Annotated in this window: 27 protein-coding genes and 1 tRNA gene; 10 read left to right on the top strand and 18 right to left on the bottom strand. The window is 33.7% G+C overall.

Features of this window, described 5'->3' with window-relative positions:
- Positions 1-19: 19 nt before the first annotated feature.
- Positions 20-1324 carry an ammonium transporter gene (locus ED556_RS03660; protein ID WP_296319445.1) on the top strand — a complete coding sequence of 435 codons (1305 nt, stop codon included), beginning with the start codon at positions 20-22 and terminating at the stop codon, positions 1322-1324.
- A gap of 98 nt (positions 1325-1422) precedes the next feature.
- Here the strand turns inward: ED556_RS03660 and ED556_RS03655 are convergent, their stop codons facing one another.
- From ED556_RS03655 to ED556_RS03625, 7 genes are all read right to left on the bottom strand, one after another.
- A complete protein-coding gene (locus tag ED556_RS03655) occupies positions 1423-2325 on the bottom strand; it encodes a DUF5777 family beta-barrel protein (protein WP_296319443.1) in 903 nt (300 codons plus the stop codon).
- Positions 2315-2860 (bottom strand): YceI family protein, encoded by a 546-nt coding sequence (locus tag ED556_RS03650; protein ID WP_296319441.1) that lies wholly within the window; start codon positions 2858-2860, stop codon positions 2315-2317. The genes ED556_RS03655 and ED556_RS03650 overlap by 11 nt, the downstream gene beginning before the upstream one ends.
- Positions 2853-3254 carry a hypothetical protein gene (locus tag ED556_RS03645; protein ID WP_296319439.1) on the bottom strand — a complete coding sequence of 134 codons (402 nt, stop codon included), beginning with the start codon at positions 3252-3254 and terminating at the stop codon, positions 2853-2855. The genes ED556_RS03650 and ED556_RS03645 overlap by 8 nt, the downstream gene beginning before the upstream one ends.
- A gap of 430 nt (positions 3255-3684) precedes the next feature.
- Positions 3685-4530, bottom strand: a complete 846-nt coding sequence (locus ED556_RS03640) for a DUF5777 family beta-barrel protein (protein WP_296319436.1) — start codon at positions 4528-4530, stop codon at positions 3685-3687.
- 9 nt (positions 4531-4539) lie between these two features.
- Positions 4540-4938, bottom strand: a complete 399-nt coding sequence (locus ED556_RS03635; RefSeq protein WP_296319435.1) for a hypothetical protein — start codon at positions 4936-4938, stop codon at positions 4540-4542.
- Entirely contained in the window at positions 4935-5498 is a 564-nt protein-coding gene (locus tag ED556_RS03630; protein ID WP_296319433.1) for a YceI family protein, read from the bottom strand. The genes ED556_RS03635 and ED556_RS03630 overlap by 4 nt, the downstream gene beginning before the upstream one ends.
- A gap of 26 nt (positions 5499-5524) precedes the next feature.
- The gene (locus tag ED556_RS03625) at positions 5525-5962 is read right to left on the bottom strand and encodes a hypothetical protein (protein ID WP_296319431.1); all 438 of its coding nucleotides are present in this window, start codon (positions 5960-5962) and stop codon (positions 5525-5527) included.
- Between the two features lie 366 nt (positions 5963-6328).
- Between ED556_RS03625 and ED556_RS03620 the strand changes: the two genes are divergently transcribed.
- Together ED556_RS03620 and ED556_RS03615 are read left to right on the top strand one after the other, a co-directional pair.
- The gene (locus ED556_RS03620) at positions 6329-7432 is read left to right on the top strand and encodes a LytTR family transcriptional regulator (protein WP_296319429.1); all 1104 of its coding nucleotides are present in this window, start codon (positions 6329-6331) and stop codon (positions 7430-7432) included.
- Between the two features lie 15 nt (positions 7433-7447).
- Positions 7448-7762 carry a hypothetical protein gene (locus ED556_RS03615; protein ID WP_296319427.1) on the top strand — a complete coding sequence of 105 codons (315 nt, stop codon included), beginning with the start codon at positions 7448-7450 and terminating at the stop codon, positions 7760-7762.
- A 315-nt stretch (positions 7763-8077) separates the two neighbouring features.
- On the opposite strand, the gene ED556_RS03610 is transcribed toward ED556_RS03615, so the two are convergent.
- A tRNA-Asn gene (locus ED556_RS03610) sits at positions 8078-8151 on the bottom strand.
- 94 nt (positions 8152-8245) lie between these two features.
- On the bottom strand, positions 8246-9598 hold the full coding sequence (gene rseP, locus ED556_RS03605) for an RIP metalloprotease RseP (RefSeq protein ID WP_366663737.1): 1353 nt from the start codon (positions 9596-9598) through the stop codon (positions 8246-8248).
- A 162-nt stretch (positions 9599-9760) separates the two neighbouring features.
- On the opposite strand from rseP, the gene ED556_RS03600 reads away from it, so the two are divergent.
- The 4 genes from ED556_RS03600 to ED556_RS03585 all read left to right on the top strand — a co-directional run bounded on the left by ED556_RS03600 (position 9761) and on the right by ED556_RS03585 (position 12981).
- The gene (locus tag ED556_RS03600; RefSeq protein WP_296319425.1) at positions 9761-10441 is read left to right on the top strand and encodes an SCO family protein; all 681 of its coding nucleotides are present in this window, start codon (positions 9761-9763) and stop codon (positions 10439-10441) included.
- A 74-nt stretch (positions 10442-10515) separates the two neighbouring features.
- Complete coding sequence (locus ED556_RS03595; protein ID WP_296319423.1) at positions 10516-10752, top strand: FeoA family protein; 237 nt, start codon at positions 10516-10518, stop codon at positions 10750-10752.
- The gene (gene feoB, locus ED556_RS03590; RefSeq protein ID WP_296319421.1) at positions 10745-12844 is read left to right on the top strand and encodes a ferrous iron transport protein B; all 2100 of its coding nucleotides are present in this window, start codon (positions 10745-10747) and stop codon (positions 12842-12844) included. The genes ED556_RS03595 and feoB overlap by 8 nt, the downstream gene beginning before the upstream one ends.
- A complete protein-coding gene (locus ED556_RS03585) occupies positions 12844-12981 on the top strand; it encodes a FeoB-associated Cys-rich membrane protein (RefSeq protein WP_296319419.1) in 138 nt (45 codons plus the stop codon). Before feoB ends, ED556_RS03585 begins: the two co-directional genes overlap by 1 nt.
- Positions 12982-12989: 8 nt before the next feature.
- On the opposite strand, the gene ED556_RS03580 is transcribed toward ED556_RS03585, so the two are convergent.
- The 6 genes from ED556_RS03580 to ED556_RS03555 form a co-directional block, all read right to left on the bottom strand.
- Positions 12990-13427, bottom strand: a complete 438-nt coding sequence (locus tag ED556_RS03580; RefSeq protein ID WP_296319417.1) for a hypothetical protein — start codon at positions 13425-13427, stop codon at positions 12990-12992.
- 55 nt (positions 13428-13482) lie between these two features.
- Entirely contained in the window at positions 13483-14304 is an 822-nt protein-coding gene (locus tag ED556_RS03575) for a ZIP family metal transporter (RefSeq protein WP_296319413.1), read from the bottom strand.
- Between the two features lie 12 nt (positions 14305-14316).
- A complete protein-coding gene (locus ED556_RS03570; protein ID WP_296319411.1) occupies positions 14317-14985 on the bottom strand; it encodes a metal-dependent transcriptional regulator in 669 nt (222 codons plus the stop codon).
- Positions 14986-14987: 2 nt separating this feature from the next.
- Entirely contained in the window at positions 14988-15512 is a 525-nt protein-coding gene (locus tag ED556_RS03565) for a thioredoxin family protein (RefSeq protein ID WP_296319409.1), read from the bottom strand.
- 6 nt (positions 15513-15518) lie between these two features.
- Positions 15519-17873 carry a TonB-dependent receptor gene (locus tag ED556_RS03560; RefSeq protein ID WP_296319407.1) on the bottom strand — a complete coding sequence of 785 codons (2355 nt, stop codon included), beginning with the start codon at positions 17871-17873 and terminating at the stop codon, positions 15519-15521.
- Between the two features lie 94 nt (positions 17874-17967).
- The gene (locus ED556_RS03555; protein ID WP_296319405.1) at positions 17968-18771 is read right to left on the bottom strand and encodes a TerB family tellurite resistance protein; all 804 of its coding nucleotides are present in this window, start codon (positions 18769-18771) and stop codon (positions 17968-17970) included.
- 190 nt (positions 18772-18961) lie between these two features.
- On the opposite strand from ED556_RS03555, the gene ED556_RS03550 reads away from it, so the two are divergent.
- From ED556_RS03550 to ED556_RS03540, 3 genes are all read left to right on the top strand, one after another.
- Positions 18962-19372, top strand: a complete 411-nt coding sequence (locus tag ED556_RS03550; protein WP_296319403.1) for a BrxA/BrxB family bacilliredoxin — start codon at positions 18962-18964, stop codon at positions 19370-19372.
- Positions 19373-19433: 61 nt separating this feature from the next.
- On the top strand, positions 19434-20168 hold the full coding sequence (locus ED556_RS03545; protein ID WP_296319401.1) for a lysophospholipid acyltransferase family protein: 735 nt from the start codon (positions 19434-19436) through the stop codon (positions 20166-20168).
- A 4-nt stretch (positions 20169-20172) separates the two neighbouring features.
- Entirely contained in the window at positions 20173-20823 is a 651-nt protein-coding gene (locus ED556_RS03540; RefSeq protein WP_296319399.1) for an HD domain-containing protein, read from the top strand.
- Between the two features lie 37 nt (positions 20824-20860).
- On the opposite strand, the gene ED556_RS03535 is transcribed toward ED556_RS03540, so the two are convergent.
- The 3 genes from ED556_RS03535 to ED556_RS03525 all read right to left on the bottom strand — a co-directional run bounded on the left by ED556_RS03535 (position 20861) and on the right by ED556_RS03525 (position 25643).
- The gene (locus tag ED556_RS03535) at positions 20861-21034 is read right to left on the bottom strand and encodes a hypothetical protein (RefSeq protein ID WP_296319398.1); all 174 of its coding nucleotides are present in this window, start codon (positions 21032-21034) and stop codon (positions 20861-20863) included.
- Positions 21027-21905 carry an AraC family transcriptional regulator gene (locus ED556_RS03530; protein ID WP_296319396.1) on the bottom strand — a complete coding sequence of 293 codons (879 nt, stop codon included), beginning with the start codon at positions 21903-21905 and terminating at the stop codon, positions 21027-21029. The genes ED556_RS03535 and ED556_RS03530 overlap by 8 nt, the downstream gene beginning before the upstream one ends.
- Positions 21906-22274: 369 nt before the next feature.
- Entirely contained in the window at positions 22275-25643 is a 3369-nt protein-coding gene (locus ED556_RS03525; protein WP_296319393.1) for a VCBS repeat-containing protein, read from the bottom strand.
- Positions 25644-25648 lie beyond the last annotated feature (5 nt).

Raw genomic sequence — 25648 nt, 5'->3', positions numbered from 1 at the left:
AACAAATAACTAAATAATTATGACGAATTTATTTTTATTTCTAAAGACGAACTTCTTGCTCATTCAAGAAGTAGCAACTGCCGAAGATTTAGAAAAAGCTGTCTCTGCCATTAATGGCGATATGGGAATGCTATGGATGTTATTATCCGGTATTTTAGTATTCTTCATGCAGGCTGGATTTACATTAGTAGAATCTGGTATGACACGTTCTAAAAATGCGGTAAACATTGCCATGAAAAACTTACTTGATATCTGTGTAGGTTCCTTAACTTACTGGATTATAGGGTACTCTTTAATGTATGGTGATACATCAAACGGATGGTTCTTTTGGAGTGGATTATTTCAAGGAGAAGGTGCAGATTTATTCTTCCAAACAATGTTTGCAGCTACAGCGGCAACCATTGTATCTGGAGCTATAGCGGGTAGAACAAAATACTCTACATACGTTATTTTCTCTGTAGTAATGACGGCATTAATTTATCCTATTTCTGGTGGATGGCAATGGCAAGGTGAAGGTTGGTTAACTGAACTTGGTTTTATCGACTTTGCTGGTTCTTCTATTGTACACTCTGTTGGTGGATGGGCTGCTCTAGTGGCTGCTATATTAGTGGGTCCACGTATCGGGAAATTTGTAGATGGAAAAGTTATTCCTATTCCTGGTCATAACCAGATACTAGCTACTTTAGGTGTATTTATCCTTTGGTTAGGATGGTTTGGATTTAACGGTGGTTCTCAACTTGCTTGGGGTGGTGCTGACGCTATTGGTGCATCAAATGTTGTATTAATTACAAACATAGCTGCTGCTGCAGGTGGCCTTGGTGCGCTTGTAACTACTTGGATTTGGTACGGTAAGCCTCACTTAGCTCAGACTTTAAATGGTGCACTTGCAGGTTTAGTTAGTATTACAGCAGGTTGTGGTAATATGAGCGATACTGGTGCTGCACTAGCTGGATTACTTGGTGGTATCTTCGTAGTATTCTCAATTGAATTTATAGAAAAGAAACTTAAAGTCGACGATGCCATTGGTGCAGTTTCTGTACATGGTGTAATCGGTGTTTGGGGTACTATTGTTATTGGACTTTGGGGTATTGATGGTGATGCTGGTATTGGTCTATTTAACGGTGGTGGCGCTAAGCAGTTAGGTGTACAGGCATTAGGTGCATTAGCATACGCTGTTTGGGCAGTTGGTTTATCTTGGATTGTATTATTTACACTTAAGAAAACTATAGGTTTACGTGTAAGCAAAGAAGTTGAAGAGAAAGGTCTTGACTTAGCTGAGCACGGAACTATTGCTTACCCAGGTAAGCGCGATAGAGGTGAATAATCATCTCTAATACATAACATTTAAATCCTTTTTGTTCATAATAAAAATCTCTGGGAATTTATTTTCTCAGGGATTTTTTAATTCCCCTAAATAGGATCCTAGTTTTTCAATTTATTATTGAAATGAATGACATAAGTTGCATTAAAACCAAAATGAAGATTTGGATCTTTGAAATTGAAGTTATTACGTGTTTGGGTAATAAAGGTATCTTCAACCATGTTCCTTGTGTTGGTTAACATTAGCTGAATTAATATATCTCCAACTTCCCAATTAACACCTATAGCAAAGGGGTCGAATGTATCGAAAGATTCTACAGGATTGAGTGTTCTGTAATATTCTGAAACAAGGGACATATGCGGCCCTATTTTATAACGTGCACCAAATCCTATAGCAACAAAGTTTTTATTGTCAGAAGCATTAAGACCTAAGCTTTTATGAACGAAGGTCGGTGTGACTTGAAAAGAAAACTTCTTAGAGAATTTTCTAGATATTAATACTTGTGTTGTATATGCAAATCTATCCGATGAGATTGATGCATTATTAGAATATATAGAACCTGAACTACTATTATAACTGGCACCTTGAAAAAGGGTGATATTAAAAGGATTAGTCTTTTGTCCTTTACCCTGAGATACTAATCTATACTTTAAATAACCATCAAAAAGTCCATCGAAAGTAGTACCGCCAACCCCAAAAGACAAACGATCCGTTATACCATATTCCAAAGCTATACGAGTCGTTACCTTATCTGCAACAAAACTCTCAGATCGATCTCCAGGGAAGTTCCAGAAACGTGTAGCAGTAAAAAACTCTAAAACACCTTTAGCTCTAACCTCGGTAGAATGTCCAAAGGCGATTCTGGTCATTTTAAATGCTGGTGTTACGTACCTTGCTGAGTCTTTTTGTTCTTGTTTTAAAATATCTAATAACTCTTGAGAGTTCAATAAGTTAGCACAACCTAACAGTAATACAATTGCGCATATAATAGTCTTAGTTTTCATATGGCTCGTATTCAAATTTAAAGTTAACTTCTATACTTTTAGCGATATTACCTGCTAGTAAAGGTGGAATATTAATATCATAGCTTTTTACTAGGGTTTCGAAGCTTCCAGATACTGAAAAAACACCATTGTTATTAGCTACTTTTACTTTTATCTCTAGTTCTTCTTTTTGACCATGCATTTCAAAAACACCCTTTATGATTTTGGTTTGAATTGTTTTAGAATTAGGGTCAAAATCTAATATATCACCTTCAAATGTAGCTGTCGGATAAATATCTGATTCAATATAACTTTCGTTAAAATGCTCTCGCATGAGTGCTTTTTCAAATACAAATGCATTCATAAGCATACTCACTGCAATAGAATTATTATTAAAATCTATGATGCTTAGCACCTGATTATTTTCAGCTTTAATATTCTCTACTGAAGTGTACGAAAAGAAAGAAACTTGTCCTTGCCTAGCGATTAACTTTTTGCTCTCCTGAGCACTAAGGACACTACAAACAAAAAGGAAAATTATTGTAATTCTACTCATCTGCATCCGTTATTACACAATTATGAACGATGACGTCCTTTAGAGTTCCTACCAAAATACCTTTTATTGCTAATGTATCGCCAACATGAATTGCATTTAATTTTGGCTCTTGGTTTTTTTGCATATCACAAATAACAAGTTCATTATTAGTTCCTTTTATAATAATCGTATTTCTATTATTTAAAGAATTTACATTTTTTACTAAGCCCTCAACCAAGATCACCTCATCTATTAAAGACTGATCAATATTACGAATTGAAGTGTTTTCGTCCAGTATATTAATATGCTGAATTGCCTCATTCTCATTAACCATTTTATCATGATTCTCTGAGCACGAAAACACTATTAAAATAATAATGTAAGCTATTCTTTTTAGGCTTATTAAACGATTCATAATACAACAAATTTAATATTCTTTATTATGGTTTAAAACGATTTATAAATAATCCCCAAAAGAATTAATCATTTCGGGGATTAACAATCAACAAACCAATAAAACTTAACCTCCAATTAATATTAAAATGTCATTGATTGCTTTTAGGACAAAAAAGAGACTAACAGCTGCACAATGATCTTTGATTAGTCATTGTGCGTTCTCCCATTTCGGGATAGCCTAAGTTGGACAATATATTTAAAGCTTCTGACAATTTATTAGCTTCCATAAAGTTGAACGTTATCATGGAATCCTTTGGATAAAGTCTTATATTTTTTAAGTCTTTGACTATTTGTAATTCTTTTTTGATGCATTTTGAGCAGTTTTTACAAAAACTCTGCTGCACCTCTATCTTAGCTATTGACATGATTTTTTATTGATAATTAGTGAATTAGAATACTCTAGATAAGTTAAATCCGAAGAAAATATCTCCGTCAGCCCAATCTCCTGTAGCCTGACCCAAAAATGAATTTGTGTTCATGGGTTGCGCATTAGTAAAATGCAATTGAAAAACGTGTCCACCGGTTTCTAAATCAAACCCTATTGAAAGTGGATTTTTAAAAGGTGATGTGTCTGCTCTATTAAGATGTACGCCGTAATCGAAATTAAAAGACCATCTTTTGGTGAGTTTATGTCTTCCTCCAAAGCCAATAACATATTGTGAGTTATCCTGCTCATTAACATCTACATAATTATCATGAAAGAACGTTGGTATTAATTGTAATGAGAAATTCTTATTAAATTTCTTTGAAATAAGCAATTGTGTGGTATAGCCCAACCTGTTTTTAAACTCTAATCCAGGCAAAATTGCGTCATCAAGAGATGTGTTAATTAATATATTACTAGAACTTACAATTGTAAAAGGGAAACCACCTTTTTTCTCTCTAAATAATCGAATCTTTAGTGAAGACTCGTAAATTTTTCTGAACGAACTTCTAGAAATTCCAACATTTACTGCATCGGAAATTCCGTAAATTAGATTAAGACGTGTTACTGCTTGATCCAAGCCGAAAAAATCTTTTAACCCTGTTTCTAAAGAACCAAATCTGTGAGACACCACAAAATAAAGTTCCTTTTTAGATATCATTTTAGTGGATTCGAAGTTTACAATTTTTAATCCCTTAAAAGCTGCCGTTTTATAGTCTTCTTCCGTTTCAGAATCTATTTCTGAAAATAAATCATCCTGAGCACTTGCTACGAATGGAATCATGAAGATTAATAGATAAATGTATTTCATTGGTGTTGGTTAATTTTTGATTAGTGTTGATTGGTCAATTTTAACAAGTTCTAATAACTCATCATAGCCTACGCACCTGCCTTTTATTTCTAAAGTCTTTCCTTGCGAATATTTACTAACATCTATAGGATTGATAAAGCTAATTTGTGCACCATCATCTAAGACTATTTGGCCATCTTCGATAGAAGTAATTCTCCCTGTTAATTGAACCACTTGATCTAGATAATTAGTAGTAGCTGTACTTTCGTCTGTTTTAAATAGATTCGAAATTTCAGCGGCGCTCATTGCTACTGCCGCTTCTTCTTTAGCTATATCTCTATGCTTAGCATTAAAGACATAGTTGTAAACTGCCAGTGCTGCTATAATTGACAGAAACAGTGCTATAAAAATTAAACGCTTCTTTTTCATTTTGCATCGAGTTTAAAATTTAGCGTCACAATAATTTCATTGGCAATCTTCTTTCTGACGATGCTCGGGATTTCGATATCAAAATCCGCAGGGGTCACCTTGAATGACCCTTGCAAGATTATTGACCCATTAGACTTTTTTGTGTTTAGGGTTGTACGAATTTGCTTTTCTTTTCCACGTAATACAATTTTCCCATCCACAACAACACTAGTGTCACTATCCGATAAGCTCGAATAATTAAAGTCTAACAGTCTCCCTATAAATTTGGCTTTAGGATACGTTTCCGATTCTATATAATTTTCATTAAAATGCTCTTCCATTAAAGAGTTTCTAAATCTAAATCCTTTCATTAATGCTAAAGCAGCTATTTCATTAGTTTCGGTATTTAAAATCATTGTTACCGAGCTATTGGTTGCTTTAACTGGTTCAAAGGCCTCTTCTGAAGCTTCAAATGTTATGATGCCTTGTTTATCGATAAATTTTTGTGCAGATACGGATGACGATATCAGAAGTAATATAGCCACGCAGAACTGCATTAAGTGTATTCTTTTAGTTTTCATATTGATTGTTTTTGTGGTTGAACTTTTTATTCCTCTGGTGTGCCTGCATCAATCCATTCTTGCACTAAATCAATTGTAGCTTGAGGTAATCTACCTGATGGTGGCATTGCACCTGGTGCACCACTTGAAAGATTCATTCTGTTAAATATTGAATTGGCTCTTTGACTTACTTGAGAAAAGGTTACAAATGATGATGGTGCTCCGTTTGTTGGTGGCTGACCATGGCAGGTAGTACATGCTGCGCTCATTATTGGCTGTATATCATCTACATAATTTACCGTAGCTTCATTATCGTCATCATCATCTGTATCATCTCCGTTTGTGTCATCAGATGGGTTTTCTATATCATCAGAATTTAGAAAATCATCTTCGCTATCGTTTGAACAACTAACAAAAATTAATAGCAGTATAATTAACACTATGTAGACTAAATTTTCAATTTTAATTTTCCTTTTAATTTTCATTTTTAATACGTTTTGATTAATACTATGTTTCAAAATTTAAATTAAGTCTGTAGAACTTTTTATTTAATTAACTATTACGTCAAAGGATACTATTATTACGACATGATGAAATCTCTCGAATGTCCTACTCGCTCTATGACAACACAATATTACTACCTGTATTCACGGCACAAAACAAAACTTATGTTAAGCGGAAATAATGAGCTTAAAAGTGAAAAAAAGGACTTGAAAAGGATGCTAAAATTTAGTCTTAAAGGTTATCAACTTCGCATTTTGTTTGATGAGCTTGGAAAAACAATAAGAAAGTACAAATTGAAAAAATGTGATTTTAAAATTTATATATTCGTACTCAAATTTTAGCATCACATGCGAAAAGACAAACTTTATTTACTTACTTTTTTATCACTCTCAATAATATTTTTAATTATCTCTAGTGTTGCGATAAGATACTTTGTTAATGAAGCTGCAGACAAAGTTTTAGAAACCCAATTAGAGTTTAGTAAGCGCGAGGCAAAACAAGTAGCCACGTTAATTGGCAACCAATTAGCAAATAACAACTCTAAGGATGATGTTATAAAAAGCATTCAAAAGAGTCTTGAAAATACAGATTTAGGGTTTGGTTTTATTAGTGTATTTGACTGGTCTGGTAAAATTATTTGTCACCCAGATGTAAAGCTTAGAGGTCAAACTATAAGCTCTAAAAAATCTTTTATCTCGTCCGTAACTGAAGAGATTTCATCAAAAGACTTGTACGAATTAATACAAGATGATAAACAAGATTTAAATTCTGATTACAATGAGAATTCGCAGGTCATCTTTTTATCTCCTGTTACGAATTCTGATTGGATAATTGGAGCGCATGCAAATACAGAAAAAATTTCTCAACATATAAATACCCTTAAAAGCAACTTCAGGAATATTTTGCTAATTATGGGGTTCCTATTTATATTATCTTCAGTTGTGATTGTGCGAGTAATCGGAAGTAATTATGAGAAGAAGTTAGAATTAAAAAATGAAAAGCTTTCCGATGAGATTATTAACTTATCTAAACTTAATAGCGCACTAGATAGTTATCAGAAGCAACTCTCGGATTCTAATGTAATTGAAAATGATGAAGACCTAGATAGTTCGTCAAAAAAACGGATTTTAACCTATTTACGAAACGAGCTTCTACCTGTTTCAACAACTGATATTGCTTACATCTATACCGATACCGGCATCACTTATGTGATTTGTAATGATGGTAAACGCACCGTATCCAACTCAAGTTTAGATGAACTCATCACAAATTTGGACAGCAACTATTTCTTTAGAGCTAACAGACAATTTATCATCGGAATCTCTGCGATAGATAAAATTGTTAAATACGGAAATAGCCAACTTAAAATCCTAATACGTCCTAACTCTGAAGTTGATATTTTAATAAGTAAAAACAAAGCTTCTGAATTTAAAAAATGGCTTAATCTATAACACTAACTTAAAACAATGAAAAAAAGTAAATCTCTATTAGTTACAATATTGGGTATAGCACTACTTACTACCTTATATATGTATAGAAAATATCACAGAGCTCAAGTCAAAGCAGAACAGGAAAAAATTCAAGCGGAACAGGCCGCTGAATTAATGCAATATCAAAGACAGCAAGATAGTATTAAGCGTAAAAAAGAATACGACTCTTTACAGCAGGAAGAGTTAAAGGCGTTCAATAAAAAATTTGATGATGTCAAGGAAAAAAGCAAACAACTCGAGGAAACCATGAAAATGCTTGATAAAGAAATTGAGTCAAAGAAAAAAAATTAACTCATGTAAACCCCCATAAAAAACCATTAATGATATCAATCAATATTCAATACTTTTCAGCCTTTTTGGCCTAAAGACTTTTAGGATATATTTATCTACTACTCCAAATCTAAAAAATAAGTACGCATAATTTGGCCTAGTGTAATAGAATTGATCGTTAAGCCTATACATCCAGACATTAGTATTGCATCCTACATACCGTTTATATGCATTGCACACCATATTCTCAGACTGGGCTCGATTCGACTTCGCTTAGTATAAACTTCTCACCCAGCCATATAAAAAAACCCGATACAATTGTATCGGGTTTTTTTGCTCCTCAGACTGGGCTCGAACCAGTGACCCTCTGATTAACAGTCAGATGCTCTAACCAACTGAGCTACTGAGGAGTGTCTTTTTCGCTTTTAGCGAGCGCAAATATATATTATTTTTTTACCTCTACAAAGCGAGGCTTTAAATTTTTAAATAATTTTTCAATCTCTATTACCCAGTAATCGCCTTAAAAATGTCATTACCATTCGCATACAATACCAAAGCAATTAAAATAAAGAATCCTATGATTTGGGCACGCTCCAAAAATTTCTCACTTGGTTTACGACCAGAAATCATTTCATAAAGTAAAAACATAACATGACCTCCATCTAATGCAGGAATTGGTAATAGGTTAAGCACAGCTAACATCACAGATAAAAAGGCTGTTAACATCCAAAATGCTTGCCAGTTCCATTTTGATGGAAACAATTGGCCGATAGCTGCAAAACCTCCAATTTCTTTTGCCCCTTTCTTAGTAAAAATATATTTAAACTGACCAAGATAATCACTAATTGTCCAGTAACCCATTGATGCCCCTTTTGTAATACTCTGAGCAAATGAAAAATCACGCTGACTTCTGGTTAAAGTATCCGTATTTCTAATAATTAAGCCTAGTTTAGAATCTTCATTTGGTTGAATCTTTAAATCTCTTTCAACACCATTTTGACTAACCTTAATATTGAGAACTGAGTCTTTACGGTTTTTAATTGCATACGCATAATCGGAGTCATAATCAATGTTATACCCATCAATAGATACGATTTGATCACCTAATTTAAAACCAGCCTTTATCGCTGGAAAATCTGGCTGAATAGAATCAACTTTAAATGGTAAGCGTCTGGTAAAGCCTGATCTGTCGCCACTCTCAAAAAGACGTGTTCCTATATCTTCAGGGATAGTAATATCCTTAGTTTCACCATTTGGTCTTAACACTTTTATAGAATTAATTGTTCTAAACATAAGGTTAGAGTTAACACTTCCAACCTCTTCGTAAGGAACACCATCTATGCTTAAAATTTTATCGCCTTGCTCAAAACCAATAGTTTCCATGGTTTTAGAAACTCCTAATCCATACTTTAAGTCGTTATTATCAACATATGTTTCACCCCAAGTATAGATGACAAAAATGTATATAACAAAGGCTAAGAGAAAATTAACCGTTACACCACCTAGCATGATGATGAGACGCTGCCAAGCTGGTTTAGAACGAAATTCCCATGGTTGTGGTGGCTGAGCCATTTGCTCTTTGTCCATACTCTCGTCTATCATTCCGGCTATTTTTACATAACCTCCAAGAGGTAACCATCCAATACCATAAACTGTCTCTCCAATTTTCTTCTTAAACAATGAAAACTTTACATCAAAAAAGAGGTAAAACTTTTCAACTTTAGTTTTAAATAATTTTGCTGGTATAAAATGCCCAAGCTCATGAAGCACTACTAATATCGAAAGTGCTAAAAATAGCTGAGCGGCTTTTATAAAAAAGGTTTCCATATAATCAACTGCGGTAAATTCAGTTGACAAAAGTAACGCTTTAAATAGATTTAGAAAATTATTAAGTTTCTATTCAACAGTTTTTTAACAGCTCGGCTATTAACTTCAAACTTAAACGTTAAATCCTGACAAAAATCATGCATAAAATTTTACTGAAATGTATCTTTGCATAGCTTAAAATTAGTCAGTGATATGTCCTTAATCACATTTTTTAAAGGTTACAAAAAGTTTGGAATCTTCTTTTCTATACTTTGCCTTGTTATTATTGGAGTTATCTACAATACTCTTAACCAAAAGAAGCCCTTACCTATTTGGAATCCTGAAAGGGTTAACGATGAAATGGTAGATGAGAGTATTCGTCATGTTTCTAAATATCATACTATAGCAGATTTTAGTTTAACCAACCAAAATGGTGAAACCATAACACAAGATACTTACAAAGATAAAATCTATGTTGCTGATTTTTTCTTTACGACTTGCCAGACGATTTGCCCAATAATGACGGACCATATGTATCAAATACAACAAGAGTTAATTTCTGATGATGAGGTGATGTTATTATCGCATTCAGTAACTCCTGTGAGAGATAGTGTACCTGTTCTTAAAACCTATGCTAAAGAAAAAGGTGTTATAGACGCTAAATGGAACCTGGTTACGGGTGATAAAAAACAAATATATGAGCTAGCTCGTAAAAGTTATCTCGCAGTAAAGACTCAAGGTAATGGTGATAGATTTGATATGATTCATACCGAGAATTTTTTACTTATTGATAAAAAACGTCAAATACGTGGTTTTTATGACGGTACCCAATCAGAAGATATTGAGCGGCTTTTAGAAGATATCGAAACGCTTAAACACTTTGGAGGTTCTTAAAAATCTGTGAACGATACTCAGTACTATGATTATTTTCAGTTATTTTTGCTTCTTTAAAATAAATCTAAATAAGCGTGCAGCTAACAATTGCTGATTTAAAAAGAGGTCAAAAAGGAATCGTTAAAGACGTATCTTCAAAAGAAATTCCTTTAAAACTATTAGAAATGGGTTGTCTACCTGGCAATCATGTAGAATTGCTTCAAGTTGCGCCTTTTTCTGACCCAATGTATCTTAATATAAACGGCACTCATTTAGCCATTAGAAAAGAAACAGCAAAGCATATTATTATAGAACCATCAACCAATGAGTAAACAGATTAATGTTGCTTTAATAGGAAACCCTAACACTGGTAAGACTTCAGTTTTTAATGCACTTACTGGACTTAATCAAAAAGTTGGTAATTATCCTGGTATAACGGTCGAAAAAAAACAAGGTGTATGCAAATTACCTCGAGGTGTTAAAGCACATATTATTGATTTACCTGGAACGTATAGCTTAAATGCATCCTCACTTGATGAGAGCGTTGTTATTGAGCTCTTATTAAATAAAAATGATAAGGACTATCCGGATGTAGCAGTCGTTGTTACTGATGTTGAAAATCTTAAACGAAACCTTCTACTCTACACGCAAATCAAGGATTTAAAAATACCTACAATTCTTGTCATAAACATGTCTGACCGCATGTCTTACAAGGGTATATCATTAGATATTGATTATTTAGAAACACAACTTGACACAAAGATTGCTCTAATTAGTACGCGTAAAGGAAAAGGTATCGAAGATTTAAAATCTTTGATCATTAATTATAAAACATTATCTATTGAGTCATGTATTGATATAAGAAACATAGACACTAATTATTTTGAAGGTTTAGAGCATGTTTTCCCTAATCAATCCTTATACAAGTTATGGTTAGTAATTACACAAGATGTCAATTTTGGAAAGATTGACAAGAATACGATTAACGACGCCACTAATTTTAAGACAAAATCTGAATCTGATCTTAAACGTTTACAGCAAAAAGAAACGATAAAACGCTATCAGTTTATAAATAACGTTCTTAAAAAAGGACAAACCATAGATCTAAAATCTGCAAAAGATATACGTATACAACTAGATCGAATTTTAACTCATAAAGTTTGGGGTTATCTTATATTCTTAGGTATTCTGCTTTTGATATTTCAAGCTATTTACAGCTGGGCTGAAACACCTATGGATTTTATTGACGCATCGTTTGCAAGTCTAAGCGAGTGGCTTTCGACAAAATTACCTGATGGTGTTTTTACAAATTTAATTACAGAAGGTATTATTCCTGGTCTTGGCGGTATTGTAATATTCATTCCACAAATCGCATTCTTATTTCTATTTATTTCCATTTTAGAAGAAAGTGGCTATATGAGCCGCGTTGTGTTTTTAATGGATAAAATTATGCGCCGATTTGGGTTAAGTGGTAAAAGTGTCGTACCACTTATTTCTGGTACAGCATGTGCGATACCAGCTATTATGGCAACACGAAATATTGAAAGTTGGAAAGAACGTCTTATTACCATTCTTGTAACGCCATTTACTACTTGTGCTGCAAGATTGCCAGTGTATCTAATTATTATCGCATTAATAATTCCTGAAGGAACACTTTTAGGCATTGGTTACAAACCATTAACCTTACTTATAATGTATCTCATAGGTTTTGCTGCTGCGGTTGGATCTGCATACCTACTAAATAAGATAATGAAGATTAGAAGCAAATCTTACTTTGTAGTTGAAATGCCAACATACAAATTACCGCTTTTTAAAAATGTCTTTATAACTGTAGTTGAAAAAACAAAAGCCTTTGTATTTGATGCTGGTAAAATCATTTTAGCCATTTCTATAGTGTTGTGGTTTTTGGCATCTTATGGTCCAGGAGATGATTTTAATAATGCCGAAGCAATAGTCACTGAACAATATGCATCAGTAAATTTAACTCAAGATGAACTTGATGAAAAAATAGCATCACACAAATTAGAGCATTCTTTCATTGGTATCACAGGAAAGGCTATAGAGCCCATAATACAACCTCTTGGCTACGACTGGAAAATTGGTATTGGTATAGTAAGTTCGTTTGCTGCTCGTGAAGTTTTTGTTGGTACTCTTGCTACAATTTATAGCGTTGGTACTGATGATGAAGATACTATTAAAAATCGCATGGCTAAAGAGACCAACCCGTTTATTGGTGGTCCGTTATACAATCTAGCATCCGGAATTTCATTACTTTTGTTTTACGCTTTTGCTATGCAATGCATGAGTACTCTAGCTATTGTAAAGCGTGAAACCAATAGTTGGAAATGGCCAATATTACAGCTAGTAACAATGAGCTCTATTGCTTACTTAATTGCATTAATAGCGTATCAAGTTTTAAAATAATGAATACAGTACTACAAAACATACTAGCCTTTTCAGCCTTAAGTATTGCACTCTTGTTTTTATTTAAAACCTTTGTTTGGTGGCCAAAAAAGAAAGCCAAAAAAGCTTGTGGTGAAACCGATTGTGGATGTCATTAAAGCTATACCTAACGTTCTACAATAGACCTGTATACTAATTCTAAACTGTACAATTCACCACTAATTTCTTTAGGAGATGTAGGATAAGGTGAAAGCGAAAATCCATAGATTTCATAATCCTCTGACTTTAAAACTAGATTATTTTTTTCTACTACTAAACCAGAAGCATCAATAATTACTCTTTGGTCTTTAATAAATTCCCCGTTTTTAAAAATTGAGACTATAATTTCAGCTTCACCTGCTCTAACACACATTACTGTTTTTGGGCAACGCGAGTCCTTAATCACTTCTTTAAATTTAACCTCTACACCATCAAAGTCTATCGCTTCATTTAGACTTACAATTCCTGAAATGCTTGTTGAATCCTTAATTATTTGATTAGGATAGTTCTGAGAAAAGGAAAAGGATACCATACATAGTAAACTTAGTGAAAGTAATTTTTTCATTATTTAAATCTAATTTGATTTAAAGACTTTCATTTTTACTTCATGTGACAAAAAATCATCCAAGTGCTACATCGAGCGTCATCATCACAATAAAGCCACCAATAAATCCAAGAGTAGCAATATCCGTGTACTTATCTCTTTGCGTTTCTGGAATTACTTCTTCGACTACAACAAATATCATAGCACCAGCAGCAAATGCTAAGGCATAAGGTAATATTGGCGTAAAGAATGTTACTGCTAATGCACCTATGACCGCGGCAATAGGCTCAACAATCGCTGATAATTGTCCGTACCAAAAACTTTTGAATTTACTAATGCCTTGACGACGCATTGGCATAGATACTGCTAAGCCTTCAGGGAAATTTTGTATACCAATACCAAGTGCCAAGGCTACGGCACCGCCAATTGTAGCTTCAGGAATACCTGCTGCAACACCGCCAAATAAAACACCAACAGCTAGTCCTTCTGGGATGTTATGTAAAGTAATAGCTAATACAAGTAGGGTTGTTCTGCGCCATGGTGTCTTAACACCTTCTTTTTCATCTTCTCTAAAATTAATATGCAAGTGTGGTAATATTTTGTCTAATCCAAACAAAAACAATGCGCCTAAGGCAAAACCAACTGCTGACGGAATGACTTTTACAAATCCTTCACCTGAACTCATTTCTATTCCTGGAGCCAGTAAACTCCAAAAACTTGCGGCTACCATAACACCACCTGTAAAACCAAGCATGCCATCTAATAAGGCTCGATTCATTCCTTTAAAGAAAAATACTAGCGCTGCACCAGCAGCAGTCAATATCCAAGTAAATAATGACGCATAGAATGCACCTAAAACTGGATCTATTGATTCGAAATATTGTATGATTTCATTCATTTATTGCATTATTTATTGCCCATTATGGGCTTTAACATAAATATTTGAGGTTATAGCCTGAGACATAACCATAGTTTTATCACCTATAACTATTGTCATGGATAAGTCAAATTTTTCCTTATCGATAACTTTTAAAGATGTACCTATGCTTATATTGTGTTTGTCTAAGTATTTTAAAAATTCTGAAGAAGAGTCTATTACGCCTACACATGCATAATTGATATTATTTTGAGCATTAGATAGTATAATTTTTTTGGTCTGCTTTATTTTTCCGTTCGCATTTGGGATTGGATCACCATGTGGGTCATGAGTAGGAAACTCTAAAAACGCATCTAATTCCTTAATAAGCTTTGGTGACTTTATATGCTCTAATTGCTCAGCAACATCATGAACCTCATCCCAGGAAAAGTTTAATTTTTCTACCAAAAACACTTCCCAAAGCCTATGTTTACGAACAATATTTATTGCTGTACGTCGGCCTGTCTCTGTTAATGTAACACCTTTATATTTAATATGTGTTATTAAGTTTTTTTCAGCGAGTTTCTTTAGCATATCTGTAACCGAAGAGGCTTTGGTTTCAATTTTATCTGCTATGGCATTTGTACTTACAACAGTGCTGCCATCTTCACTAAGATGGTAAATAGCCTTAAGGTAGTTTTCTTCTGTAAGTGTTAGTAACATAATTATTCTTTTAAAATTGAAAGCATTTCTTTCGGTGAAATATATCGGTAATAGCGGTTTGTGATTTCAAAATTTTCGTTTAAAATAACTGTAGCGGGTAACTCAAGTGGCTTGTCTTGTCGTCCTGCTAATAGTTCAGGAATTTCATGAAATGCATTGCGTCGTTTACCCCAATTTTTATTAATAAAACGATTACCTCCAAACCTAATCGTATCGTTGGTCTCTACATTAAACCGAACGGCATAATAATCTTCACCTAGCATCTTTTTTATTTCGGGTTTTGAAAAAACAGATTGTTCCATTTTTTTGCAATACACACACCAATCGGCATAAAACTCTATAAGTACCTTTTTAGGTTCCTTTATTAACTCTTGTTCTAGCTCTTCAAATGAAAGCCAATTGACCCTATTATTTTGAGCGAAAGCGCCAAAAGATATTAAAAACATCAATAAAAAACTGCTCAGTTTGATGAGGTTTCGACTACGCTCAACCTGACAGAAATAATTATTTAGCTTTATTAATTTCATTATTTCTTAATGAGATTTTCCTATTTTAATTCCTACAAAAAACGTACGTGGTAATGCTGGTCCATAAACATAATCGGAGTCTCGTGTTGGCCCAATATCAAAATCATCTTGATAACTATTAAACACATTCTTAACTCCAGCATTTAAAGTCACCTCAAAATCGTTAGACACATCAAAATGGGCTTCAGCATTTATATTTAAATCGAAAAACGGGTTACTTTCATTTAATTGTAAAAACCCCGAATCACTAATTACAAAAGGCACTATCATTTCTCCAGTGTAAGTTCCAGTAACTGAAAAGCTATAGGTATCATTAGGCGTGAAATTAGTATTTAGATATCCATAAAAATTTGGGTTTCTGGTAAATTCAGATACACGAATATCGGTTTCATTTGGGTTACTCCCATCAGCTTCAAACAACACTTGTGGCTGATCATATTCTGAACGTTGAAGCGTACCACCTAACTGAAATAACCATTTCTTAGAAGGCGAAACGCCAAACTCAAAATTAGCCCCATAAACCCTTGCTCCTTCGCCATTCCTTACCTCTTCAACTATCGAACCATTAGACAATTGAGCTCCAGTACTTACTAAGGTGAACGGATTATCTAAACTGGTGTAAAATCCTTCAATTAAAACGTTAGTCTGTGTTGTATTAATCTCTTTAGTATAATTCAAAGAACTTGTAAAAGCATTAGAAAATTCAGCTTCTAAATTATTAGACAAGATTACAAATTGAGGCTCGCCTCCAACTGACGAAATGTGTAAATCTTCATTAAACGCTTGCGGTGCTCTAAAACCACGTGCATAACCACCACGGAATTTTAGGTCATCTGTAAACTCATAAGCCAAAGTTAGTCTTGGATTAAGAGTAGTTTGTGAAATATCTACACTACGTTGAATAGCACCTACTGTATAATTTCCGTCTACATTAATATTATCTATACGCGAACCTACCAAAGCTGAAAATTTAGTGTTAGGCTTCCATTCGTATTGGGCATAGATACCAGTTGTATGAACATCCTGGTCTATCAATCGATTATACCCTAAGATAATGTCTTCGGTATTACTAAAGTTATATTCGACTCCAGCAGTAAGAACATCTTTTTTAAATTGTTTTGTAAACTGAAACCCATTTGCTAAGGCCAAATCTTTAGTGATACCATAAGCATTTAATGCTGTTAAACTATCTTGCGCTGTGCGCCCACCTCCAAGGCCGCCATAATAACTATCTCTATCTGTATACTGTACAGAACTATATATAGAATACTGATTTGTGTTTTCTTCATTGCTCAAATCATAACTCAAACCACCCATAATAGTATTGTGGTCAAGCTCTTCGGTAATATCTGTTAAGTGCGGTGGTAAATTCAATCGGTCACCTCCACGTCTGTACTCATTAATAATTGTAGCGTCTAGCGTTAATCGGCTTCTGTCTGTAGGTTTGTAATATAGTTTTGTGCCAAAAGTGGTGTTTTTAAGTTCAACCACTTCAGTAAAACCATCACCATTGGCATCCCACGAGTTTCTATTTCTGTAGATGCCGTAAAACGTAGCGCCACTTTTTAAATCGTCTGATACTAAAGATGCGTTGAAGTTTAAAATTCTATCAGGTGTATCACCATCAATTAAGCCTAAATAACTACCTACTTCCCATGTGTTCAGTACAGGGTCTTTTGTAATTATATTTATAGTACCTGCTATTGCATTAGATCCAAATAATGCTGAACCACCACTCCGTACAATCTCAACACGGTCAATAATTTGGGTTGGAATTTGCTCTAAACCATAGACACTATTTAATGCACTAAATACTGCCCGGCTGTTAACCAAAATTTGAGAGTAGCTTCCATCGAGGCCATTAAGTCTTACCTGAGTAAACCCACAATTTTGGCAATTGGTTTCAACACGTACACCTGGTGAATAGTTAAGGCTCTCCGAAACTGCAATAGCTTGTGTTGCATTTATAAGTTTCTCTCCTAATGTATTCACAACTATAGGTGCTTCTTTTTTATTGACTCTATTACGCGTAGCACTAACTACAACTTCATCGAGCCCTAATAAATCTTCGACAAGAATAATTTGAAGATTGTCTTTATTTGTTTCTGAGATTATAATGGTTTTGTTTTTAACCTTAAGTCCTATTGCAGACGAACTCACCTCATAGGTTCCATATGGAATTTTCAAATTGAATTTTCCGTTGTCATCGGAATAAGCTGTATATAAATTGCCTTCACTTTTAAAGTTGACTGAAGCGAATGCAACAGGCAGATCGGTATTTACAACTACTCCTTTAACCTCAATATTCTGAGCAATTATAGTACTAAATGAAAAGAAAAACAGCAAAATCCTTACAAGCATCTCAATTTTTATTTTTGCAAATATAAATATATTTTTAGATTAGTCTAAAATTAATTTTGTAACGATAAAATAAATTTCAAAAATAGCTCATTTACTATTTAAACCCGCGTTCTTTCTGAATATGCTCGTAAGATTCTTGAACTTGCCTAAATTTCTCTTCAGCACCTTCACGATGTTCTTCTCCAAGATGACTTACGCGATCTGGATGGTATTTCTTAGCCATTTTCCTATAAGCACGTTTGACCTCATCGTCTGAAACACTCTTATCAATTTCTAAAATTTTATACGCATTATCAGTGCTATTATAAAACATAGCTTTAATACTCTCATAGTCTCTACTGCTAATGCCTAAGTATCCAGATATGGTATAAATCTGTTTAATCTCATCTTTGGTAACTAACCCATCTGCTTTAGCAATACCAAACAAAAAATGTAACAATTGCAAACGTGACGCATGATCCATCATTTGCTTAATCTGCATGCATACTTTACGTGTTGATATATTTTGTTTAGCGATTCCTTTAAATAATCGAAATGCTTTGTTCGCACGGTCTTTGCCGTACATGTTAGTAAACTGCTGGCGTACAAAGTCGAGTTCGCGTTGGTCTTGCTTTCCATCCGCCTTTATGACAACCGATGCTAAAATGAGTAAACTCACCTCAAAATCTCCTGAACGTGTTTGTGCTCTTCGCTCTTGTTGTCTTTTTCTTTGATATGTAGGGCGTTGCTGATATGGGTTTCGCTTTTTACTTTTGGTTTTACTTCCCTGACGCTCGCCTAACAGTGGTGTATCCGCAGCATTATCAATAATACTGCCTAAAGCCATACCAATTATTGCCCCGATTGGACCTCCAAAAGACCATCCAATTGCCGCACCTATCCATTTTGAAAAACTCATCTATCTATTATTTGTAATCAATATCAAATATACTATATGTTAGTAGATTATTTTTTGTTTTTGTTACTATTGAAAAACGCGATAGCGCCATTTATTCTAACTACTATATACTGATTGTTAACGTATAAATTTGCGTATCTTTGCTGTCCGAGAAATTCGGAATAAAAAGTGTTAATTAAAAAAGAATTATATGTATCCAGCAGAATTAGTAAAACCTATGCGTGAGGATTTAACAAACGTTGGTTTTGAAGAACTACATACTACAGAAGCTGTGGATAATGCTATTGCAAAAGAAGGAACAACGCTTGTTGTTGTAAATTCGGTTTGTGGCTGTGCTGCAGCAAATGCAAGACCTGGTGCTCGTATGAGTCTAGACAATGCAAAAAAGCCAAGTAACCTTGTTACTGTATTTGCAGGTGTAGATAGAGAAGCAACAGACAAAGCGAGAGAATATATGGTGCCATTTCCACCAAGTTCTCCAAGTATGGCGTTATTTAAAGATGGTGAGTTAGTGCACATGCTAGAGCGTCATCATATCGAAGGTCGTCCTGCAGAATTAATTGCAGAAAACCTTATGGACGCATACAATGAGCATTGCTAGTTGTTTAAAGTATTCTAAATAAAAAACCACGATTAACATCGTGGTTTTTTATTTTTACAGCATGATTAAAATTCTAGCTTATCTACTGACGATTATTTATTTCCTGTTTTTTGGATTAACACTAGTTGTTTTTCATCCAATCCAATGGTTTAGTCATAATCTTTTTGGCTACAAAGCGCATAAAATAAGTGTGGATTGGATGCAATTTTTTTTAATGCGTAGTCTTAACATCTTAGGCACACGCTTTAGTTTTAATAATCCGCATAAAATTGCTACTGGTCGACCTGTAATCATAGTCTCCAATCATCAGAGCATGTACGATATTCCGCCATTGATTTGGTATTTGCGTAAACATCATGTAAAATTTGTGAGTAAAAAGGAACTAGGGAAAGGTATACCTAGCATTTCGTACAACCTTAGACATGGTGGCTCGGTTCTTATAGATAGAAAAGACGCAAAACAAGCGCTTAAAGCTATTGAAGATTTTGCTAAGCGAATAGTAGAGAATAATTGGGCTGCAGTAATTTTTCCTGAAGGCACACGTAGTAGAGATGGCAACCCAAAACCCTTTAAAACTAATGGTCTTTTAACCATGTTTAAGCATGCACCAAATGCTATTATTCTTCCAGTGACTGTAAACAACTCATGGAAAACACTTAAATACGGAAAGTTCCCAATGGGGCTTGGTGCACACATAAAATTTACCGTACATAAACCATTGGAATTGTCAGATTTTGAAGATAAAACCTTACTCATCAATGACATTGAAGCGACTATAAAAACAGCAATTATTTAGTATTATGGACTCAGTTATAGAAAAAACAATTGCTTTTGTTAAGACTGAACTTAAGAATGCTGAAGGCGGTCATGATTGGTTTCATACGGAACGTGTTTATAAAAATGCCATACTTATTTCCAAACACGAAAATGTTAATACAACCATTGTTTCATTAGCTTCCTTGCTTCATGATATTGCTGATTCTAAGTTTCATGATGGTGATGAAACTATCGGTCCAAAAAAAGCTCGAGAATTTTTATTCAATGAAAATGTAGATTCTAAAATCATTGAGCACGTAGTTTCCATTATAGAAAACATATCATTTAAAAACGCATTAGAAAATGGAGTGAAATTTACTTCAAAAGAGTTAGAAGTTGTTCAAGATGCTGATAGATTAGATGCTATAGGAGCAATTGGTATTGCAAGATGTTTTAACTATGGAGGTTTTAAAAACAGAGCATTATACAATCCTGAAATAGAACCAAACCTTAGTATGACTAAAGAAGAATACAAAACTTCAGAAGCACCTACAATTAACCATTTTTACGAGAAGCTACTATTGCTTAAAGACCAAATGAATACTATTTCTGGTAAAAAAATCGCTGCGCAAAGACATGTGTTTATGGAGCGGTATTTGAATCAATTTTTTGCAGAGTGGAATGGAGAAAAATGACTGTATTATAGATGCTAAAAAACCCTATTTGAATCTTCTAGTTTTCTTTTGCTACCTCTAGTGCTGTCATCTTGTTTTCAATAATATTCAACTCTTCACCGTAATGGATAATATCTTCTGCTGTCAGTTCAGAACTTGAATTAACAGTGTCCAAAATCTCTTTCTGTTTTACTGAATAATACTCTATTGCAATTTCTATTTTATCATTCATACTTCACCATTGATTTAAGTTCTTTTCTATATTTTGAAGCGCTTTTGCCTGTAAACTCTTTGAATAGCCTATTGAAATGCGAAAAATTATTAAAACCGCACTCAAAACAAATATTTGTTATGCTTAATTGACTTTCTGAAAGGAGTTTTGTTGCATGCACTATTCTAAATTCATTAACTAATTTGGTAAAGGTTTTACCCGTAACTTTTTTAAAATATCTACAAAACGCAGGTATGGACATACTTACTTTTTCAGAGATTTCACTTAAACTAATATGCTCTTTAAAGTTCTCGTTTATGTGTTTATAAATAATATTAATTTTAGCATTGTCCTGTGGTTCGGTTTCAAAGACAAACCCATCGGCGTTTAATATTTTATAATCGCTAGTTTTAGCTAAAGCGTTTAAAATATCTAGCACTGCTAAGATCCTCTCAAAACCCGATTTATCTGCCAACTGTTCTATTTTATATCCTAATTTATCCTTTACTGTTCTTCCAAAAAGCACACCCATTTTTGACCGCTCAAAAAGTTGATTAATAGCAGTCATTTCAGGGATGTCAAAAAAACTTACTCCCAAAAAATCTGGCTTAAACTGTATTATTGTTTCTGTTCCGTTTAGTGTTAATCGATCTACAAAACCATAATGCGGAAGGTTAGACCCCAAAAGCAATAGCTGGCTGTTGTTAAAGTAGGACAGATGATTACCTATATGCCGTTTGCCTTTTCCTTTATTGACGTAAACTAACTCTAATTCTGGATGAAAGTGCCAGAACGGTTTGTTCTCACCTATGTAAGTCTCGTGTTTATTAACATGAATAGAACTACCAAACTCAGGAGTAATCTTTTCTAAAAGTGGCTTCCGATTTTTCACAGTTGTAACAAAATTAAGTCTCAGTTCTATGAAATATGTGTGCGAAATTATCAAAAATGTATACAAAATTATCTAAAACACATCTAAAAGTTAACTTAATTGGTAATTTTAAATAGTTTTAGACAGCTCAATTACGATAATATCCTATCAAAATTAGTCAATATAGTATCCATTTTGTGTGTTTACCTGGGCGATATTTGCATTGTAAAACAAAAATAAATGCTATGAAAAAGATTATTTTGTTATTACTGCTTAGCCCTATTCTATGTATTGTCTTTGTTTTAGTAAGTCCTTTCTATTTACTACACAACATTATAGACAGCAGAAAACAGACACTTATAATAGGAGATGGAAATTAGCAGATAGATTTTACTCGTTAATAATTTCAATTAAGCTTGCTGGTGCATTATTTCTAATCACTAATACGTGTGGTTTGTTATTTACACTAATCTTCTTAATGTGCTGAACATTGCCTCCTATTTTTAGACCACTATCAGACGGAGAAATAGCGTTGAGATTACCGTCACCAGTATTTAAAAGCGTTGTACCAATTGATGCATCATATCTTCCATATTCAGCATCTGTTCCATAGAAATTTCCACCAGTAATTACATCTAAGTTTCCATCATTATTTAGGTCGTGAAATATCGCATCATTTAGCACTGACACCTGGGTTTCTTGAGGCAAATTTTGGCTTGTAAAAGATGCGCCAGAATTATTTATAAATATTGAATGTTGAAAATGATTTGCCTTTAAAAGCTTTACATCTTTAAGCTCTTCGGGTGTAAAAATATCTGTCATTGTAGCATTAGCATAAGGTGCATAACGTGTAAACCGTTTTTTAAGCATTACCATCTGGTCTAACATTCGATCACGATTATGAAGCGGATAACTAACACCTTCAATATAAGTAGTAATTACGGCGTCCATACTACCATTACCATCAAAGTCCTTGTAATATAATTGCGTAGGCTCGCTATCCGTAGCTTTAAAAATACTATTAAGCCCCAAGTTGCCTGCCAAAATATCTTTAAAACCATCGCCATTAATATCAGCAATACTAATGGCGTTCCACCAACCAATTTTTTCGTCTAATCCGTAATCTTTGGTCTTATTCACATAAGTGCCATTTTCAAATTTGAATATAGAAACTGGCATCCATTCTCCAGCAACTATTAATTCGTTAATCCCGTCATTATCTATGTCTCCAAACTCAGCATCAGTCACCATGCCAACCGACGATATTGTCCTTGCCCATTGGGAAGTTACGTCTTTGAACATGCCATTTTCATTTTTTAAAATATAGCTTCTTGGCGTTTGTGGATAACGCCCAGGAACAACCCTTGAACCAATAAATACATCTTCTTGACCATCACCATCAATATCATGTATTTTTATCACAGAACCACTCGTGTAGATTTCTGGTAATGCATTTCGTATTCGGGTAAAATTTCCTTTCCCATCACCCAAATAGAGTCGATCTAGGTAAGTTTGAGCGTTAGCTCTGTTTTCATTTCCTCCACTAACAACATACAAATCTATATTACCATCTTTGTTGGCATCAAAAAACTCTGCATCCGTGTCTTCATGAGTTTTGTCAATCTCAAAGCTTTGCAAATATTTGTAGTCGAATGAGCCTGAAGTATTTTGTAAAAACAGTTTTCCAGGAAAATCTTTTGCTCCGCCAAGATATACATCGTCTAATCCATCACCATTAACATCGGCAATTGTAACAGCAGGACCTTCTTCACTATACTTATGATGTAGTAAGGGTTCACGCTTAAAATCTATAAACTCATTTTCAGTATGGGAAAATCCTTTACCTAAAACATCTGTTTTATCTTCGAAATAAAGATTCTTTTCGGTTTCAGCAATATAGTTTGAAGTGGGTTTATAGTCTAATAAAATTGTTGTGTTTAATTCAGGGGTTTCGATGATTTGTGTTTTTTTATCTGGCCAGATAATTTCTAATTTTTCAGCAACTAACCCCTTTTTAATTCCATAGTGTAATTTATGATGAGAAGATGATAAGAACCCTCTAGTAGGATTATACACTTCTGTTAAAACAGTTCCATTTGACAACGTTAGTTTACCAATTGTACCAGTGGCTATTTTATTTTTTTGAAATTGGAAACCAACAGATATAAAATTATTCTCGGCTATTTGCTTCCCGTTATTTTTCATGATAAACGGAGATTCATTAATATTATTAACCACAAGGTCTAAGTAACCATCATTATTTAAATCTACATATGCAGAGCCATTTGAAAATGTAGGTTTACCACTATCCCAATTTTCAGAATAGTCTTTGAAATTATTATTGCCTTCATTCTTAAATAAAAACGCTGTTACGGGTTCACTTGGTATTTCTTCAACCCACTGTTTAAGCGTTATCTGTTTTAGATTTAGTTTTTTCTGAAGCTCATCCATTCTATACCTAGCATAATCCTTATTAGTGATATCACGCATATATCCGTTTGTGATGTGTACATCCTTTAGTCCGTCGTTATTAAAATCGGCCAAAAGTACAGACCAACTCCACTCAGTTTGTGCAACATTATTTAAAAAAGAAAAATCTGAGAACGTTTCATTACCATTATTAATATTAAGAATGTTTGCTGCATATTGTGCACCGTAGTTATGACTCACCATTTTTTCAAACTTGTCATAATTTTGCATCATTATCATCATTTTACGACGATAATTTTTATTTGGTGCCATGTCTAAGGTTAATAAATCCTGATATCCATTATTATTTAAATCGGCAAAATCTGATCCCATCGAAGAAAATGAAGTATGACTAAAGTAGCTTTCTATTTCATCCTCAAACCTATTATTTCCTTTATTAATGAGCAATCTATCTGGTTTAGCATAATCATTGCAGACATATATATCTGGTTTAAAATCGTTGTTAAAATCTCCTATGACAGCACTTAAACTAAATGCATCATTTAAGATTCCTGCTTTTTGTGATTGGTCCGTGAATTTGTCGCCATTATTAATATACAAACGATTAGAGAGATACGTAAAATCTTTGGGAATAGCAGGTACTATTTCACCTTTTTCATTTTTTTCAAGTAAAATGGTGTTTGCTTCTTTAAGGTTATAAGAATGATTAAGTACATATACATCTAAGTCATTGTCCCCATCAGAATCAAAGAAATACGCCTGAACAGAATATCTAGAATCCGCCAAACCTAACACTTCCCCTTTTTCAGTAAAAGTTTCGTCGCCATTATTAATATACACTAAGTTCTTTCGATTTTCTATTTTGGGAGCGGTGGATTTGCAAACATAGATATCCAAAAAACCATCGTTATTAATGTCTGCCATCGTTACGCCTGTTTTAAAGCCTTCACCTCCATTTACATTAGCAGATTCTGTAATATCTTTAAATTTAAAATCACCCAAATTTAAATAGAGCTTATTACTAACCGTATTTCCTGAAAAATAAATGTCATCTAAACCATCGTTATTGATGTCTCCAATTGCAACACCACCACCATTATACATATACTCATAAAGAATAATGTTAAAATTGTCTTTCTCGACAAGTTGATTATTAAAATCTATGTTTGTAACTGATGGATCTAAATATGAAAATAATGTTGGCCCATTATATTTCGAATTTTCAGATTCAGCGCTTTCATTTTCAATCGGTGTTTTTTCTGAATCATTTTTACAAGTGAAAAAGATTAAAATAACAGCTAAAAAACTCAAGTATTTTATAATCTTCATATGAT

The sequence above is a fragment of the Winogradskyella sp. genome, assembly GCF_003712105.1.
Taxonomy (GTDB): Bacteria; Bacteroidota; Bacteroidia; order Flavobacteriales; family Flavobacteriaceae; genus Winogradskyella.
Note: the sequence above shows the minus strand (reverse complement) of the source record. Positions and strands in the feature narration are given on the sequence as shown.

What these genes read in the sequence shown, in the direction of transcription:
- ED556_RS03580 (WP_296319417.1), bottom strand. Translation starts at nt 13,427, where the DNA reads ATGAAAAAATTACTTTCACTAAGTTTACTATGTATGGTATCCTTTTCC.
- ED556_RS03545 (WP_296319401.1), top strand. Translation starts at nt 19,434, where the DNA reads ATGATTAAAATTCTAGCTTATCTACTGACGATTATTTATTTCCTGTTT.
- ED556_RS03560 (WP_296319407.1), bottom strand. Translation starts at nt 17,873, where the DNA reads ATGCTTGTAAGGATTTTGCTGTTTTTCTTTTCATTTAGTACTATAATT.
- ED556_RS03550 (WP_296319403.1), top strand. Translation starts at nt 18,962, where the DNA reads ATGTATCCAGCAGAATTAGTAAAACCTATGCGTGAGGATTTAACAAAC.
- ED556_RS03615 (WP_296319427.1), top strand. Translation starts at nt 7,448, where the DNA reads ATGAAAAAAAGTAAATCTCTATTAGTTACAATATTGGGTATAGCACTA.
- ED556_RS03620 (WP_296319429.1), top strand. Translation starts at nt 6,329, where the DNA reads ATGCGAAAAGACAAACTTTATTTACTTACTTTTTTATCACTCTCAATA.
- ED556_RS03540 (WP_296319399.1), top strand. Translation starts at nt 20,173, where the DNA reads ATGGACTCAGTTATAGAAAAAACAATTGCTTTTGTTAAGACTGAACTT.
- ED556_RS03555 (WP_296319405.1), bottom strand. Translation starts at nt 18,771, where the DNA reads ATGAGTTTTTCAAAATGGATAGGTGCGGCAATTGGATGGTCTTTTGGA.
- ED556_RS03640 (WP_296319436.1), bottom strand. Translation starts at nt 4,530, where the DNA reads ATGAAATACATTTATCTATTAATCTTCATGATTCCATTCGTAGCAAGT.
- ED556_RS03585 (WP_296319419.1), top strand. Translation starts at nt 12,844, where the DNA reads ATGAATACAGTACTACAAAACATACTAGCCTTTTCAGCCTTAAGTATT.
- ED556_RS03525 (WP_296319393.1), bottom strand. Translation starts at nt 25,643, where the DNA reads ATGAAGATTATAAAATACTTGAGTTTTTTAGCTGTTATTTTAATCTTT.
- ED556_RS03570 (WP_296319411.1), bottom strand. Translation starts at nt 14,985, where the DNA reads ATGTTACTAACACTTACAGAAGAAAACTACCTTAAGGCTATTTACCAT.
- ED556_RS03630 (WP_296319433.1), bottom strand. Translation starts at nt 5,498, where the DNA reads ATGAAAACTAAAAGAATACACTTAATGCAGTTCTGCGTGGCTATATTA.
- ED556_RS03650 (WP_296319441.1), bottom strand. Translation starts at nt 2,860, where the DNA reads ATGAGTAGAATTACAATAATTTTCCTTTTTGTTTGTAGTGTCCTTAGT.
- ED556_RS03635 (WP_296319435.1), bottom strand. Translation starts at nt 4,938, where the DNA reads ATGAAAAAGAAGCGTTTAATTTTTATAGCACTGTTTCTGTCAATTATA.
- feoB (WP_296319421.1), top strand. Translation starts at nt 10,745, where the DNA reads ATGAGTAAACAGATTAATGTTGCTTTAATAGGAAACCCTAACACTGGT.
- ED556_RS03535 (WP_296319398.1), bottom strand. Translation starts at nt 21,034, where the DNA reads ATGAATGATAAAATAGAAATTGCAATAGAGTATTATTCAGTAAAACAG.
- ED556_RS03625 (WP_296319431.1), bottom strand. Translation starts at nt 5,962, where the DNA reads ATGAAAATTAAAAGGAAAATTAAAATTGAAAATTTAGTCTACATAGTG.
- ED556_RS03575 (WP_296319413.1), bottom strand. Translation starts at nt 14,304, where the DNA reads ATGAATGAAATCATACAATATTTCGAATCAATAGATCCAGTTTTAGGT.
- ED556_RS03655 (WP_296319443.1), bottom strand. Translation starts at nt 2,325, where the DNA reads ATGAAAACTAAGACTATTATATGCGCAATTGTATTACTGTTAGGTTGT.
- ED556_RS03600 (WP_296319425.1), top strand. Translation starts at nt 9,761, where the DNA reads ATGTCCTTAATCACATTTTTTAAAGGTTACAAAAAGTTTGGAATCTTC.
- ED556_RS03645 (WP_296319439.1), bottom strand. Translation starts at nt 3,254, where the DNA reads ATGAATCGTTTAATAAGCCTAAAAAGAATAGCTTACATTATTATTTTA.
- ED556_RS03565 (WP_296319409.1), bottom strand. Translation starts at nt 15,512, where the DNA reads ATGAAATTAATAAAGCTAAATAATTATTTCTGTCAGGTTGAGCGTAGT.
- ED556_RS03660 (WP_296319445.1), top strand. Translation starts at nt 20, where the DNA reads ATGACGAATTTATTTTTATTTCTAAAGACGAACTTCTTGCTCATTCAA.